Here is a 14126-nt window from a genome sequence, read left to right on the forward strand (position 1 = left end):
CAATCAAATGACTCAACAAGATCGATCGACTCGCACCTTAGCCGTTGACATTGGCGGAAGCGGCATCAAAGTTATGGTTTTGGACAATGAAGGCGAGCCCCAAACGGAACGCAGCCGTTTAGAAACGCCTCAACCACCGAAACCGGAACCCGTACTAGAGGCGATCGCCTCTTTAGCCAGTGGACAAGGGGAATTTGACCGAGTATCCGTCGGTTTTCCGGGCGTCGTGCGTCTAGGCGTTATCAAAACCGCAGTGAATTTAGATCCGTCTTGGATAGATTTTGACCTAGAAACTACCCTCAAAGATCGCTTGGGAAAACCTGTGCGAGTGGCTAACGATGCCGATATTCAAGGATTGGGAGCAATTGCTGGGACGGGGGTAGAATTAGTAATTACCCTTGGCACCGGTTTCGGTTCTGCCTTATTTGTCGATGGTATCTTGGTGCCCAACCTAGAATTAGGACATCACCCGTTTCGCAAAGGGGAAACTTACGAACAGCAATTAGGGCGATCGGCATTAGATACAGTGGGCTCCAAAAGATGGAATCGCCGTCTGGAAAAAGCGCTCACCTATCTGCAAAATCTCTTTAACTGCGATCGCATTTACATCGGCGGCGGCAATACTAAAAAGATTGCTGTTGAGTTACCGCCACAGGTTAAAATAGTACCCAATGTGAGCGGTTTATTGGGCGGGATTGCTTTGTGGCGCGATTGAATAAACTTTGTGGCTAAAATGGCCATCAATAATATCAAAGAAACCGGATTTTTTGGTTGGATTACAGGCAATAATCCAGTCTTTAGGTAAAAAACCCGGTTTCTGAATCCACGACGGTTGATTGGGTTTTTGGCGGGTGCGAGATCCGTTTAAACAATTATTCGCCCATCGGATCGCGGTAGCGTTTGGGTTCATCCTTGCGAAAGAGATTCGCCAAACCGAGGATGCCCAACAAACCCAACGCACCCCAATGATTGTTGTCTTCCTTGCTTTCTTGAAAGGGAGTTCTGTCTAGAACAACTCCATTAGACTCAGTATTGTTCTGGGCCGGAGCAGACTCCGTTTGAGCTGAGGCAGGCATAGCTGAAGGGAGAACAGCCAAACTCAAAGCTATGAGGGTAGCGGCGGCATTTTTAGATAAATCGGAAGGCTTGACTTTCATACTCGGTCTCCAAATATCAGCAGTTACTTTATCAAAATAATCAATTTGTTACAGCCGACGCATCAATCGATCGACAGAAACTAAATCCCCCTCTCCTCTTGCTTTCGAGATAGAACAAGCTCTATGCTAAGTTCAGATGCTTCTAAGCAGATAATCTAAAATAAAAAGTCGTAAATTATACCATGCTTCCCTTTATCCGAAAAGATTTAGCCGAACTTACCGCATACACTCCCCATCCGGGCGGCACATCAGGAGAACCAGCGCACTCGGAAAGTGCGATCGATCGCCTCGATACCAATGAATGCCCCTACGACTTGCCAGAAGAATTAAAAAAAAAGCTAGCTTGGACTTACCAGCAGTTAATTGAGACAAATCGCTATCCCGACGGAGGCCACGCAGCGCTCAAAGAGGCGATCGCCCAATACGTCAATGAATCAATCACAATCCCCCCGCTAGGGGGGGTTACACAGCCAAAAACCGCCATTACAGCCGACAATATTTCTGTGGGCAACGGTTCGGACGAACTAATTCGATCGCTCTTAATAGCTACTTGCTTGGGCGGTACCGGCTCTATTTTCGTTGCGAATCCCACCTTTTCGATGTATGGAATAATCGCCCAAACCCTCGGTATTCCCGTTGTGAGTGCTCAGCGGAAAGAGGAAAATTTTGAAATCGATATCGAGGCGGCTAAAAGGGCGATAGCTCAAAATCAAAATCCCCCCGTGCGCGCCGTCTTTGTCGTTCATCCCAATTCCCCCACAGCCAATGCTTTGACAACCGATGAAATAGAATGGTTGTCAACTTTACCCGAAGAGATATTAGTAGTAATTGACGAAGCCTATTTTGAATTCAGCCAAAATACTTTAGCAGACCAATTGCACCATCACCCGAATTGGATAATTTTGCGGACATTTTCCAAAGCATTTCGACTAGCATCAATGAGAGTCGGATATGCGATCGCCCATCCCGAACTCACAGCCGCCTTAGAAAAAATTCGTCTCCCCTACAACCTTCCCAGTTTCTCGCAAACCGCAGCCGAGTTAGCCCTAGCGCAGCGGCAGTTATTGCTAGCAACCATTCCCGAAACTCTATCAGAAAGAGCCAAATTAATTGCAGCGCTAACTCAGCATCAAAAATTGCAAGTTTGGCCGAGTGCGGCTAACTTCGTTTACCTGCGGGTGAAAGCCGGTGAGGGCGAATCTGCCGAACAGGAACACAAACAAATCATGCAGCAGCTAAAAGAGGGAGGTACTTTAATTCGGCATACTGGAGGAGGTTTGCGAATTACGGTGGGTAGCCCGGAGGAAAATCAGCGGACAGTCGATCGAATTGGAGAAATTTTTGACAACTCATAATATTCGGTCTCCAGTTTCTGTTTGACACAAAAATAACTTGGGAGAAGATATATATGCTTCAAGGAAAGGTTTTACGGGTTGCTCGTCCAACGGATTGCCTCGATCGAGTTGTTCATTTCTACACAGAGGGTTTAGGGCTGCAAATCCTCGATAGTTTTGAAAATCATGAAGGTTTTGACGGAGTAATGGTTGGGATACCAAGAGAAAGCCACCACTTTGAATTCATCCATCAACGGGGACATATTGTAGGTGGCGCTCCAACTCAAGACAATCTTATCGTCTTTTACCTTCCTAACCAACAAGAATGGCAGCAGGCTGTTGAGCGAATGAAAGCAATGGGATTTGAGCCTGTAAACTCCTACAATCCCTACTGGGACAAAGATGGAGTGACCTTTGAAGACCCAGATGGCTATCGAGTTGTTTTGCAGAATGCCGAGTGGAGCTTGTAGCTGGTATTCTGTAGGTTGGGTTAAGCGATAGCGAACCCTACGCAACGCTTGGCCCAACACCCAATTGATTAATAATGTTGGGTTTCGTTTCTCAACTCCACGGCTTATACAGAATGTTGGGTTTCGTGCCTCAACCCAACCTACACTATAAAAATCAGTGCTTAGACCATGCAGTATCGTCGTCTAAAAACTCCCGGAGCTACCTATTTTTTTACTATTGTTACCTATCAGCGCCAACGCTTATTTTCTGACCCCGAAATGGTAGAGCTGCTTCGCGCTGCATTCCGCAATGTTATAGGTAGATTTCCCTTTACAATTGATGCTATTGTTGTTTTACCAGACCATCTCCATTGTATTTGGACGCTGCCCGCTCAAGATGCTAATTTTTCAACTCGCTGGCGATTGAGCAAGAATTATTTCAGTCGTAATTGTCCTGAGCAATATAAACAAAGTCGTTCAGTGTCTCGTTTGAAAAAAGGTGAGCAAGCTATCTGGCAGAGGCGGTTTTGGGAGCATCAAATTAGAGATGAAGTGGATTTTGCAAATCATGTGGATTACATTCATTATAATCCGGTCAAGCATGGATTAGTTGCCGCACCACGCGATTGGGAATATTCCAGTTTTCATCGCTATGTGAATGATGGTTCTTATTCAAGGGATTGGGGCGCGAATGTTCTGATTGAATGGGACAATGAAGTTGGTCAGGAATGATGAATATTAATTTTGCAACAAATCTTGCGTAGGTTGGGTTGGAACGATAGTGGAAACCCAACATCAACATCGGTTGCGTTGGGTTTCGTTCCTCAACCCAACCTACGGCTAAAATGATGTAATAACATTTTTAATTATCAATCTGTCGCGCCGCCCGAATGGTTTGGGGAAATACGCCTACTAAAAGTGCCAAAGCTTCATCGGGAACTTGTGCCACCGTTTCCGAATCCAAATATTGTTCAAACTGAGTTAAAACCATGTGTGCGCGTTCCAAAGCTGTAGGCTTTGCCGTTAACTGTTCCATTAACCGCACCCACTGCCGCCGAATTCCCAAAGCTTTCTGTATTTCTTCGGGAGATTGAGGGCAAACCAAACAAAAATCGCCCACGGGAATCGCCTGCTGAGAGTCAACATCAAAAGCGCCCCCAACGGCAGCCCCAGGCCCGGCAAACTCCGCGTGGAAGCGTTTAATCAAAATTAGGCCGTTCCGGCGACGGCTATCTACCATCAACAGCTTGCCGCTGTTGATTTCTGCGAGAATGTCAGAGGAGTGGGGGTGTTCTGTCAAATCTGTGCCAAGGTTTCGATGTCGCAAGTCCGGGTCAGCAGAAAGGCCGAGGGGGACAATATAATTAGAGGTAAGATGAGAGCTGGATGAAGTATCAATTTTTTTCTCCTCCCGCTGCCGATCGAGATTATTCATTTAAAGTTATAAATTAATACTGTCACAAGGTGGTAGTTTGAGCGCGATCGAATATCAAATGCAGGTAGAACAAGCAGTAGACACCCTGAAAGCGGATCTCCCGACGCTTTTTGAAAAAGACATCTCCTACGACATCTACACAAAAGATGTTTATTTTCAAGACCCTGTTAACAAATTTAAAGGAAAAATCAACTATCGCATTATCTTTTGGACTCTGCGATTTCACGGGCAGCTATTCTTTAACGAGATTTTCTTCGACCTGCACGACGTAGGTCAGACAGCCCCTGATACTATTGTGGCAAATTGGACTGTTCGCGGGACACTGCGGGTTCCCTGGAAAGCTCGGATTTTTTTTAACGGCTACTCTACTTATAAACTGGATAAAGACGGCTTAATTTACGAACATATCGACACCTGGGACAGAGAGCCCGGAGAGATTTTAAAGCAGTTTTTCCGCAAGGGAGAGGAGGCGACCCAAGTATAAGCCCAAAAGGTCGATCGCGCCTCGCCATCAGGGCCGACAACCGAATTAACTTATAATGGCTAAAATAATCATCATCCCTCCGATTCATTTTCTGCTATTTGTAAATTGCTAAAATGATTGTCGCCTCTGATTCATTTTCTGCTATTTGCACTCCTGAAAAACATCATGGCTGATATTGTCCAGACTGCCACCAATGCCGGCTCTTTCAAAACCCTCGTGACTGTTATTGAAGCGGCTGGTTTGTTAGATTTATTGCAAAGTCCGGGCCCCTACACCGTCTTAGCACCAACTGATGAGGCATTTGCCAAAATTCCTACGAACACTATTACCTCTTGGCTGGAAGACATACCCAAGCTCAAGAAAATTCTGACCTATCACGTTCTGTTTGGCGAGGTACTAACTGAGAATTTGCTTGAGTTAAGTTCTGCTGAAACAGTGGAAGGTTCTGTGGTAGGAATTGATACTTCTGACGGCATTAAAGTGAATGAGGCTAAAGTTATCACTTCAGATATTCTTGCCGACAATGGCGTCATTCATATCATTGATGCGGTGCTAATACCAGCATTGGTTGCAGCATAATCAAACTTGCGGCATCTCTAAATTTAGTAGGGTGCTTATGGGCGCACATTACATTTTAAACTAGAGAACTTACGCAAGTGTCACAATTAGTAAGGTGCGTCAGGGCCCAAACCCTCGATCGTGCGTCCATAACTCGGTCTGACGCACCCTACAAGTCTATTGGCTCGTGACACTTGCGTAATTGCTGAACTAATTATCCGAACCTAAAATCAATCCCGATCGCGCCGGCAGCATCAATTCTAAAAGGCGAGTTTCCCCGTCACCTTTCCAAACAAACTCGCCTTTACCGAACAGCAATTTCTCGTGAGGAGATTTCAAATTAGCTGCCTCAAAGCTAATCTTAGCTTCTTCGGTCGCGACATTGACAGCCACAACTATTTCCTCATCCCCCAAAATTCGGGCAAAAACGTAAACCGTTCCTTCAGCAAACAGAATTTGGTACGAACCAGTGCGGAGGGCAGCGTATTTGTGCCGCAAAGCTATCAACTGCTTGTGATAATCTAAAACATCAAGTTCCCAGTGAGCTTCTAAGGGAAAACCGCGGCGGGAATCGGGGTCTAGAGCACCGGGTAAACCAACTTCATCGCCGTAGTAAATGCTGGGAGCTCCCGGAAAAGTTAACAGCAGCAAAGTAGCGAGTTCGACGCTAGCTTTATCGCCCCCAGCAATTGACAGCAACCTAGCTGTATCGTGACTGGCCAACAAATTAAGTTGAGTTAGCTGTATCGGCCACGGGTAGAGTTCCAAAACGTGCTGAATTTTGTCGCCGTACTCTTTAGCAAACAGCGGCGGATAGGGATGGTAAGAACGGCCTTCAATTTGTGCTAAATCTACTCTGTCACCCGCTGCAAAAGCAATAGTTGGGGCAGCAAAAAGATAATTCATCACGCCGTCAAATTGACTGCCATCGAGCCATTCTCTCGCATCTTCCCAAACTTCGCCGACAATGTAAGCTTCGGGATTAATTGCTTTAACTCGTTCTCGAAATTCCTGCCAAAATCCCGGGGTTTTAATTTCAAAAGGAACGTCCAGCCGCCAGCCATCGATGCCGAATTTAATCCAATATTCGGCGATTTCCATGATATATTCTCGCACTTCTGGATTATCGTGATTGAATTCAGGAAGTGCTCGATTCCCATCCCAACCGGCATAGTTAGCAGGAAAATTGCCGTCGTAGGCAGATAGCGGCCAGCCTTCAATTTTAAACCAATCCACCCAAGGAGAATGGGGGCCGTTTTCGAGGATGTCGTGAAAGAAGAAAAAGCCGCGGCTAGCGTGGTTGAATACGCCGTCTAGGACAATTTTGATGTTGCGATCGTGAGCGGCGTCTAGAAGCTCTTTAAAAGCCGGATTGCCACCCAACATCGGATCGACTTGATAGTAGTCGTGGGTGTGGTAGCGGTGATTGCAGGCCGACTGAAATATGGGGGTGAAATAAATTGCGTTAATGCCTAAGTCTTGCAAGTAGTCTAGCTGTTCCATTACCCCCCACAAGTCGCCGCCTTTGTAGCCTTGCAGGGTGGGGATTGCGTGCCATTCTTCCCACATGAAGTTTTGCAGCAGGCGTTTGCGAGGCTGTTTGCTTTTGGCGAAGCGATCGGGGAATATTTGGTAGAATACCGCGTGTTTAACCCAGTCCGGCGTTTGAATTTGCATACACTTTTTCTAGCTTTTAGGGGTTAGGCTACAGTAGCAGATGTTTGTTGCGGATCTAGCTTTTGGTAGAGAATAGACATTTGATCCCATTTTGTCGATCGACAAATTGTAAAAAATTACACAAATTTGCAGTCAATCTAAGATTGAAAACTGACTCTACCTAGAAATTTATCGTCCCGACGGGCGGTGCTTCCTGAGTCCTGTGGAGTCGCACAAACTCTGATAACAGGAACGCCAGCAAAAAAAACCGGCTCAAATTCAAGCAGAACCCGATCGCACTTTGATCCCATACAGAGAGTCAGCGGGCGTGGCGGTGCGCTCGACCTGCCTTGAAAAACACCAACAGCGCCATGAGCCTGGATCGAGAAATGGTGAAAACGGGGGATTTACCCAAAAAACTTGTTATTAACAGCCCAAACCCCGAACCTTATTCTTTCCTTAAACTGCCTTTATTTATTGAAGGGTAGTTTAACTCACAACTCAAAACTTTTTTAAATATCCATTATGGATTGATGGGTATTTTAACTCACAACTCAAAACTCCTAACTCCAGTCCCGCACACACTCCAACTCTCATAAACCGGGTTTTTTAACTCTTATTGAGGGTTTGAAGAAGTATTTGGATTAAACAACCCGGTTTGTGGGTAAGCGACTCAACTCATAACTCAAAACTCAAAACTTCCTTGCTCCCCCCCCTTGTCAAGAAGCCCTCACCATCCGACACTGTACTTGGAGAGTTAATCGACCCTAGGGAGAAAGTTCCTTGAAAAAAGTTTTAGCCATCATCCTCGGTGGCGGTGTAGGCACCCGCCTTTACCCCCTAACCAAATTGCGAGCCAAACCCGCAGTTCCCCTCGCAGGCAAATATCGCCTCATCGATATTCCTCTCAGCAACTGCATCAACTCGGAAATAGTCAAAATCTACGTCCTCACCCAATTCAACTCGGCCTCCCTCAACCGTCACATCGCTCGCACCTACCAGTTTTCCGGCTTCACCGAGGGATTTGCCGAGGTGCTCGCCGCCCAGCAAACTCAGGAAAACCCCAACTGGTTTCAAGGGACAGCCGACGCAGTTCGCCAATATCTCTGGCTGCTAGAAGAGTGGGACGTTGACGAATACTTAATTCTTTCGGGCGATCACCTCTACCGCATGGACTACCAGAAGTTTGTGCAGAGACACCGCGAAACCAATGCCGATATCACCCTCTCAGTTTTGCCTATGGACGAGAAGCGGGCGTCGGATTTTGGTTTGATGAAAATAGACGACAACGGCCGCATTGTTTCTTTCAGCGAAAAGCCAAAAGGCGATGCCCTCAAACAAATGCAGGTCGATACTACTAAACTGGGACTGACAGCGCAGCAGGCTCAGGAAAGTCCTTACATTGCTTCGATGGGGATTTACGTCTTCAAAAAAGAAGTTCTGATTAAACTCCTGAAGGAATCTCCCAACCAAACTGATTTTGGTAAAGAGATTATTCCGAATAATGCAAAAGACCACAACGTTCAAGCTTATTTGTTTGACGATTACTGGGAAGATATCGGAACCATTGAGGCTTTTTACGATGCTAACTTGGCTCTGACAAAACAGCCTCAGCCGCCTTTCAGTTTCTACGATGAAAATGCGCCGATTTATACTCGCCCGCGTTTCTTGCCGCCGACTAAGCTTTTAGATACTCACGTAACTGAATCGATTATTGCTGAAGGCTGCATTCTCAAACAGTGCCGGATCGACCATTCTGTGTTGGGAGTTCGATCGCGCATCGAAGCTGGATGTACGATTCAAGACACCCTGGTGATGGGTGCTGACTTCTACGAACCCGACGCCGAACGGCATTCGAGTTTGGACAGCGGCGGCGTCGCCCTCGGTATCGGTGCAGATACTACAATTCGCCGCGCGATTGTGGATAAAAATGCCCGCATCGGCCGCAATGTTCAAATAATTAATAAAGACCGAGTGGAAGAAGCCAACCGCGAAAACCAAGGTTTTTACATCCGCAGCGGCATTATCGTAGTTCTGAAAAATGCCACGATTCCTGATGGAACTATCATTTAGTTATTAGTCATTAGTCATTAGTCGTCAGTCATTAGTTTTTTAAGTTAAAATCTGTTACCTGCTTTTCAAGTGACTGATGATAAATAATGAAATTAGTGACAGATCACCAATGACCGATGACTGATGACTGATGACAAAATTCATTCTTTTTTTTGGTTGATTATTAATTCCCACCGCTGATGCGAGGTTGTCGAAATACTTGGCTTTATTCAAAGGCTCGCGCATTATGAATAAGCGACAGTCTCTGTTACTGTCTGCCGCGATACAGATATGTCCGCTCGCCTGCGTCTGGCGAATAGCTTCTGATTTTTGTATTTGCGCTGGTAGCACGACTGACAAATACGCTGCCCGTTTCTGAGTACCACAGCACTCTCGGAACTATCTTTCCAATCGTCGCAGCAGCCACAAGGCCAACTTAGCAAATAATTCATAATGTTAGGACCCTGGTACAGTTAAAAGCTTATCGCTCTACTATCCTATCTTAATGTTTTATAAAAGTGTGTGATGTAGCTAACAGACAGGGGAGAAATTATGTTATATTAGTTTGATTAAAATCTCTTCAGAGGTTGTAAAAATAAAATTCTCTAGCGCGGGTGTGGGGTGAATAAAAAATATCTAGAAATTTTGTGTAAAAACGGCGCAATTTAGGGTATTATATAGTCACAATTCAGACACCAGATTTGACCGAACTTGCTGATGAAAACCTGCTAAGATTTGGATTGGGCGATCGAGATCAGATCGAGAAGTTCGTAGGCGTAAGCCGGGGCGTAGCCATCGCACCGCGCCCCAGAAAAAAAGAGAAAAAAAAATCGATCGTCCGCGCCAGTCAACCCTCCTGGGCTCGCGCCCGCAACAGCAGCAGCTTTCCCCCCCTCACCTCAATCGGGCTGCCGCCTCCCGAAAGCCCTCAGCCTCATAAACTCCCCAAAAGTTATCGTCGCAGGAGTTTCACCGTCTCAAAGCTCACAGCTATAGCAACGGCCTATAGGGTAAGGACGTTCCTTAATTGAGGAAAGCATTGTTTTTGCTGTCGAATGCCAAAATCATTTCTAGAGCCCACTGCTCCGGCTCCCTTGTGCACGAGAGAGCCGAATGCTATAAAATCTTAAACAGCAGCGGAGTGCGGAAATTGCGATCGAACGCCCAGCAACAACCGAACTCGATCGAGTCCAAACCTTTGATAACCTATAATTTGAATGAGATGCCGCAGGCACTTTGGCTCCAGGCATTATACTAATGCGCCATCCTGCCGCTAATTTGGGATTTATTCTTTCTAACAACTAACAACTAACAAATAACAACTAATAAAGAGGGGATTGCTTAATGGCTGCAACAGATTTTAAAGACTATTACGCTATTTTGGGACTCAACAAAACTGCCACTTCTGACGAAATTAAAAAAACTTTCCGCAAACTAGCCCGCAAATATCACCCGGACATGAACCCCGGCAACAAAGAAGCCGAAGCTCGTTTTAAAGAAGTAAACGAAGCTTACGAAGTGCTCTCCGACCCTGAAAAACGCAAAAAATACGACCAATACGGTCAATACTGGAAGCAAGCTGCCACAACTCCAAGCGGATGGCCGGGCGGAGGCAGTACGAATGTAGACTTTGGCGGGGTTGACTTCAGCGAGTACGGCAGTTTTGACGAATTTATCAATGCCTTGCTAGGTCGCGCAGGTAGTAGTCCGGGTAGTGCCCGCAACGCCAAGTGGAATTACAGCAACTACCGCAACACCAGCGGCGGGCCCACCGGGTTTGGCGGATTTGAAGATTTCGCGGGGTACGAAAACCGCAGCGCAGGAAGCTCTCTCGACACCGAGGTCGCCATTTCCCTGACTCTGGGGGAAGCATTTCGGGGCACTTCCAAGCGAGTGGCCACGGGGGAAGTTTCGATTCCAGCAGGAGTGAAAACCGGCAGTAAAATTCGGATAAAAGGCAAAGGTCAAGTTGACCCCTACACGAAGCAACAGGGAGATTTGTACCTAAAATTAGAAGTGTTGCCTCACGCTTTCTTCCAGTTTGAGGGAGAGAATTTGGTCTGCGAAGTCCCGATAACTCCAGACGAAGCGGTGTTGGGAGCTTCAATTGAAGTGCCGGCGCCAGAAGGTACGATCACTGTGAAATTTCCCGCCGGGATTCGTTCGGGTCAGTCTTTGCGGTTGCGCGGCAAAGGATGGCCGAAACCCAAGAAAGACGAGCGGACTGATTTGTTGGTAAAAATTGCGATCGTGCCGCCGAAAGAAATTAGCAGTGTAGAACGCGAATGCTATGAAAAAATCAAAGCAAATCGCACTTTTAATCCTCGCAGTAATCTCAATCAGATGGTGCTTTGAAAAAACGTGCATTTATCGGGGGCAAATAATACCATTTCTTCAATATTCGCCAGGGACACAGCATTGTTGTGTCCCTACAGTATGCAAGCGCGATGTCATTTTAAAAAAAACCCTGTTAACAACTCAAATTTTATTCGCCCGTAATTTGCACTTTCCCACCTTCTCAAGACTCTTCACTAGCTCTTAGCTGAGTAGGTTGACTACCTTGTTTGATGTTGATGCTAATTTTTTTAGATCCTTTGTTCTCCAAGTCTCGGATGTAGTTGTTCGAGTTGTCCGAAGCTTCCTGTCTGCTGTCATAGGGCCCAAAGTAATAAGTACCCTTTGGCGAATCTGTATCCACTTCTACCCACCATCCGTCGCGTCGAGTGCTGCTAGCAGGTTGAGCTAGCACCCAAAAAGCCGTGAAAAACATACCCAACATAGAGATTTCAAACATATTTACCTCGGAGAACACTTAAGTAGTTTTTACTGTTCTCAATTTATCAACGCAACGAGAGCGATCGGCTCATCCTCAGTGCTGATTTGATCCCGATAAATTTTGGCAGTTAATGGTGGATCAAATCTGCATTTTGGTGGAGAAGAAGCCGACTTTTAAGCCACCCCTACAAATACAAAGTCCGCACGGTAAGGACTAGGACAAGATGATGCTTAATATTATTGTTGAGGCTTCAGTTAATGAAAAACGAACACAAAACTTAGGCAATCTTGACGCTCAGAAACCGGGTTATTTAACAGATACCCCTCGCGATAGATGGAGTATTTTAGTCAAAAAACCCGGTTTCTGGAGTCTGGACTATCAAAATTCTTAAGCCGCGATACTCTCGGAGAATTCACTGTCGCAAATCGTGAGTTCCGAAGGCTGACACCGTTTGATGCGGATGCTAACTCTTTTCGCTTTCTCGCTTTCCAGGTCTTCGATGTAGCCCGGAATATTGCTGGAGGCTTCTTTGTCGGTGTCGAAGGGGCCAAAATAGTAGGTACAGCGGGGCAAATCTGTGACGATTTCTACCCACCATTTCTCAGGGCTGCGGGGGCTGGAGCCAGCAAACACGGACAATACTGCGACGTAGATACAAAATAAATAAATTCCGAGCATTTTTCCTCTTTTGGGGTTATTTATTTTCTCACAGGACTTACGCCCTCGCGACTCTCATCAACCGGGTTGTTCAACTCCTGGCGATCGCCCTTTAGCAGAGACTTTCGTCCCTCAAACCCGGTTTCTGCGTTTAGGAATGTCTAAGTTTATCAAAGTAATTTGTGCGATCGCATCAACCTGAGTGCTGATTTTGAGGCGAGAATAGAATCCCAGTGAATCAACTATTTTGCCTTTAAATTTAAGCTTGATGGTGGGCTAGGAGTGGCTACCCCACAAGAGTTTAAGTACGCAGTAGTCGATCGATTAAATGGGCGACACCTTACTTCGGGAAATACGCCGGAATATATAGAATTTCTTGGGCAGATGAGGTATGAAATCAAACTTAATAACCTTGGCAACACAGGTTTGGGTGTATCCAATTTTTGTGAGAAAGGCTATATAGTCTTGGCGACTGCTTCGCGTATAGCTGACAGTGACATATAGCTTGGCCACACAGGTTTGGGTGTACCCAATTTTTGCGATCGAGACTATAGCGCGACCTTACGCTAGCAGGGCCACAGCTTAAAAACTGTCGCTAAAATAGCAAAACCCGCCTACGCGGGTTTTGCTGTTAAGCTATAAAATTTCTCAAACAAATCGGATTTGGCCAGCTCAGCAGGCTGAGGTTTACCGCTTACCTTTGGGGAACTGTTCGATACCCGCCCAACCGTAGAAAACCAGCTCGTCGTTCTGAACTCGGCAGCGGTCTACTCGCAGTTGAGTGCCTTCTAAGGCAAATTTGTCTAAGTCTAGCAAGTTATTTACGTGGGCAATTATAGCTTGACCCAAGTCTACTGCTTGCTCGTCACCGCCGTAAGTAACGCTGACAAATTGGATTTTCCGTCTGTCTTCTACTTGCAATTGAGCAGTAATATCTATTTTGACCGGTTCGCTGGCATCGCCTACGGTAATTTCGGACTGAAGCCGAATTGATTTGTCGGTTCCGAAGCTGACTTCAGTGTTTTGAAAGTGCAGAGATTGCTCTTGGTACTTCAGCTTCTGGAGTTTTTCAACTACAAAAGGTGTATTGAATGAGGTGGTTAAATCCGATCGACTTAAGACTACTCGCATATTTGCCTGGGTAGGCTGCCGTAATTTCACTTGACCTGCAAAAATCGCTCCAAAATCAATGGAGAGTGCTTGCAGGTAGAGTTCCATCACTTCTATGCGAAGGCCGTTGTACATCAACATACCTTTGCCAACGAAGTCGAAACCGTCGATGCTTCCCTGCAAGAGTTTGGCTACTGGTTCGACTCGGATGTTGGCCTCGGCCTTTTCTGAACGCTTGAATAAGGCTGCGATCGCAGCTCCTGCTACTTTACTAACAAGGCGATCGCCACTTTGACCTTGAAAGGATGTACCGCTAAACAAAGCTGCTACCATTTATTCGTTTGCTCATCTACAGTCGCCATTATAACCCTATATTAAGAAATGTAAAAATTGCTTGTGCTTATTCACCTCATAAGCAGATCTTGTTTTTTGTCTGTCTTCAAAACAACATTCTTGAA

The 14126-nt window shown here is 46.0% G+C and carries 15 protein-coding genes; 9 read left to right on the forward strand and 6 right to left on the reverse strand.

Translation table 11 applies throughout. From position 1 onward, the window contains the following. Window positions 1–7 precede the first annotated feature (7 nt). Entirely contained in the window at window positions 8–715 is a 708-nt protein-coding gene (locus tag QUB16_RS08390; RefSeq protein ID WP_333212401.1) for an ROK family protein, read from the forward strand. A gap of 157 nt (window positions 716–872) precedes the next feature. On the opposite strand, the gene QUB16_RS08395 is transcribed toward QUB16_RS08390, so the two are convergent. Continuing rightward, the gene (locus QUB16_RS08395) at window positions 873–1157 is read right to left on the reverse strand and encodes a WGxxGxxG family protein (RefSeq protein ID WP_333311532.1); all 285 of its coding nucleotides are present in this window, start codon (window positions 1155–1157) and stop codon (window positions 873–875) included. A 182-nt stretch (window positions 1158–1339) separates the two neighbouring features. Between QUB16_RS08395 and QUB16_RS08400 the strand changes: the two genes are divergently transcribed. The 3 genes from QUB16_RS08400 (at window position 1340) to QUB16_RS08410 (ending at window position 3672) form a co-directional block, all read left to right on the forward strand. Beyond that, a complete protein-coding gene (locus QUB16_RS08400) occupies window positions 1340–2512 on the forward strand; it encodes a histidinol-phosphate transaminase (RefSeq protein ID WP_333315459.1) in 1173 nt (390 codons plus the stop codon). A 53-nt stretch (window positions 2513–2565) separates the two neighbouring features. Beyond that, the gene (locus tag QUB16_RS08405; RefSeq protein WP_333315461.1) at window positions 2566–2961 is read left to right on the forward strand and encodes a VOC family protein; all 396 of its coding nucleotides are present in this window, start codon (window positions 2566–2568) and stop codon (window positions 2959–2961) included. Between the two features lie 168 nt (window positions 2962–3129). Then, window positions 3130–3672, forward strand: a complete 543-nt coding sequence (locus QUB16_RS08410) for an REP-associated tyrosine transposase (RefSeq protein ID WP_333315463.1) — start codon at window positions 3130–3132, stop codon at window positions 3670–3672. A 130-nt stretch (window positions 3673–3802) separates the two neighbouring features. Here QUB16_RS08410 and QUB16_RS08415 read toward each other — a convergent pair whose 3' ends face one another. After that, complete coding sequence (locus QUB16_RS08415; protein ID WP_333315465.1) at window positions 3803–4375, reverse strand: hypothetical protein; 573 nt, start codon at window positions 4373–4375, stop codon at window positions 3803–3805. A 58-nt stretch (window positions 4376–4433) separates the two neighbouring features. Here QUB16_RS08415 and QUB16_RS08420 point away from each other — a divergent pair, with 58 nt between their 5' ends. Next, the gene (locus QUB16_RS08420) at window positions 4434–4859 is read left to right on the forward strand and encodes a DUF2358 domain-containing protein (protein ID WP_333315514.1); all 426 of its coding nucleotides are present in this window, start codon (window positions 4434–4436) and stop codon (window positions 4857–4859) included. Window positions 4860–5024: 165 nt separating this feature from the next. Next, window positions 5025–5438: a fasciclin domain-containing protein gene (locus QUB16_RS08425; RefSeq protein WP_333315467.1), complete on the forward strand. Its 414-nt coding sequence runs from the start codon at window positions 5025–5027 to the stop codon at window positions 5436–5438. Between the two features lie 189 nt (window positions 5439–5627). Here the strand turns inward: QUB16_RS08425 and QUB16_RS08430 are convergent, their stop codons facing one another. After that, window positions 5628–7094 (reverse strand): glycoside hydrolase family 13 protein, encoded by a 1467-nt coding sequence (locus tag QUB16_RS08430; protein ID WP_333315469.1) that lies wholly within the window; start codon window positions 7092–7094, stop codon window positions 5628–5630. 762 nt (window positions 7095–7856) lie between these two features. Here QUB16_RS08430 and QUB16_RS08435 point away from each other — a divergent pair. Together QUB16_RS08435 and QUB16_RS08440 are read left to right on the forward strand one after the other, a co-directional pair. Next, window positions 7857–9146: a glucose-1-phosphate adenylyltransferase gene (locus tag QUB16_RS08435; RefSeq protein WP_333315471.1), complete on the forward strand. Its 1290-nt coding sequence runs from the start codon at window positions 7857–7859 to the stop codon at window positions 9144–9146. Window positions 9147–10469: 1323 nt separating this feature from the next. Continuing rightward, window positions 10470–11480: a J domain-containing protein gene (locus tag QUB16_RS08440; protein ID WP_333315473.1), complete on the forward strand. Its 1011-nt coding sequence runs from the start codon at window positions 10470–10472 to the stop codon at window positions 11478–11480. Window positions 11481–11643: 163 nt separating this feature from the next. On the opposite strand, the gene QUB16_RS08445 is transcribed toward QUB16_RS08440, so the two are convergent. Further along, entirely contained in the window at window positions 11644–11919 is a 276-nt protein-coding gene (locus QUB16_RS08445; RefSeq protein WP_333315474.1) for a DUF1816 domain-containing protein, read from the reverse strand. Between the two features lie 205 nt (window positions 11920–12124). On the opposite strand from QUB16_RS08445, the gene QUB16_RS08450 reads away from it, so the two are divergent. Beyond that, window positions 12125–12292, forward strand: coding sequence for a hypothetical protein (locus tag QUB16_RS08450; protein ID WP_333315476.1), 168 nt, complete (start codon window positions 12125–12127; stop codon window positions 12290–12292). On the opposite strand, the gene QUB16_RS08455 is transcribed toward QUB16_RS08450, so the two are convergent. Both QUB16_RS08455 and QUB16_RS08460 read right to left on the reverse strand, forming a co-directional pair. Further along, the gene (locus tag QUB16_RS08455) at window positions 12289–12579 is read right to left on the reverse strand and encodes a DUF1816 domain-containing protein (protein WP_333109629.1); all 291 of its coding nucleotides are present in this window, start codon (window positions 12577–12579) and stop codon (window positions 12289–12291) included. The genes QUB16_RS08450 and QUB16_RS08455 overlap by 4 nt on opposite strands. Window positions 12580–13245: 666 nt before the next feature. Further along, complete coding sequence (locus QUB16_RS08460) at window positions 13246–14001, reverse strand: DUF2993 domain-containing protein (RefSeq protein ID WP_333035730.1); 756 nt, start codon at window positions 13999–14001, stop codon at window positions 13246–13248. Window positions 14002–14126: the final 125 nt, after the last annotated feature.

The sequence above is a fragment of the Microcoleus sp. D3_18a_C4 genome, from assembly GCF_036702415.1.
In the GTDB taxonomy this organism is placed as follows: Bacteria; Cyanobacteriota; Cyanobacteriia; order Cyanobacteriales; family Microcoleaceae; genus Microcoleus.

What these genes read in the sequence shown, in the direction of transcription:
- QUB16_RS08400 (WP_333315459.1), top strand. Translation starts at nt 1,340, where the DNA reads ATGCTTCCCTTTATCCGAAAAGATTTAGCCGAACTTACCGCATACACT.
- QUB16_RS08395 (WP_333311532.1), bottom strand. Translation starts at nt 1,157, where the DNA reads ATGAAAGTCAAGCCTTCCGATTTATCTAAAAATGCCGCCGCTACCCTC.
- QUB16_RS08440 (WP_333315473.1), top strand. Translation starts at nt 10,470, where the DNA reads ATGGCTGCAACAGATTTTAAAGACTATTACGCTATTTTGGGACTCAAC.
- QUB16_RS08450 (WP_333315476.1), top strand. Translation starts at nt 12,125, where the DNA reads ATGATGCTTAATATTATTGTTGAGGCTTCAGTTAATGAAAAACGAACA.
- QUB16_RS08420 (WP_333315514.1), top strand. Translation starts at nt 4,434, where the DNA reads ATGCAGGTAGAACAAGCAGTAGACACCCTGAAAGCGGATCTCCCGACG.
- QUB16_RS08445 (WP_333315474.1), bottom strand. Translation starts at nt 11,919, where the DNA reads ATGTTTGAAATCTCTATGTTGGGTATGTTTTTCACGGCTTTTTGGGTG.
- QUB16_RS08460 (WP_333035730.1), bottom strand. Translation starts at nt 14,001, where the DNA reads ATGGTAGCAGCTTTGTTTAGCGGTACATCCTTTCAAGGTCAAAGTGGC.
- QUB16_RS08390 (WP_333212401.1), top strand. Translation starts at nt 8, where the DNA reads ATGACTCAACAAGATCGATCGACTCGCACCTTAGCCGTTGACATTGGC.
- QUB16_RS08430 (WP_333315469.1), bottom strand. Translation starts at nt 7,094, where the DNA reads ATGCAAATTCAAACGCCGGACTGGGTTAAACACGCGGTATTCTACCAA.
- QUB16_RS08405 (WP_333315461.1), top strand. Translation starts at nt 2,566, where the DNA reads ATGCTTCAAGGAAAGGTTTTACGGGTTGCTCGTCCAACGGATTGCCTC.
- QUB16_RS08425 (WP_333315467.1), top strand. Translation starts at nt 5,025, where the DNA reads ATGGCTGATATTGTCCAGACTGCCACCAATGCCGGCTCTTTCAAAACC.
- QUB16_RS08415 (WP_333315465.1), bottom strand. Translation starts at nt 4,375, where the DNA reads ATGAATAATCTCGATCGGCAGCGGGAGGAGAAAAAAATTGATACTTCA.
- QUB16_RS08455 (WP_333109629.1), bottom strand. Translation starts at nt 12,579, where the DNA reads ATGCTCGGAATTTATTTATTTTGTATCTACGTCGCAGTATTGTCCGTG.
- QUB16_RS08410 (WP_333315463.1), top strand. Translation starts at nt 3,130, where the DNA reads ATGCAGTATCGTCGTCTAAAAACTCCCGGAGCTACCTATTTTTTTACT.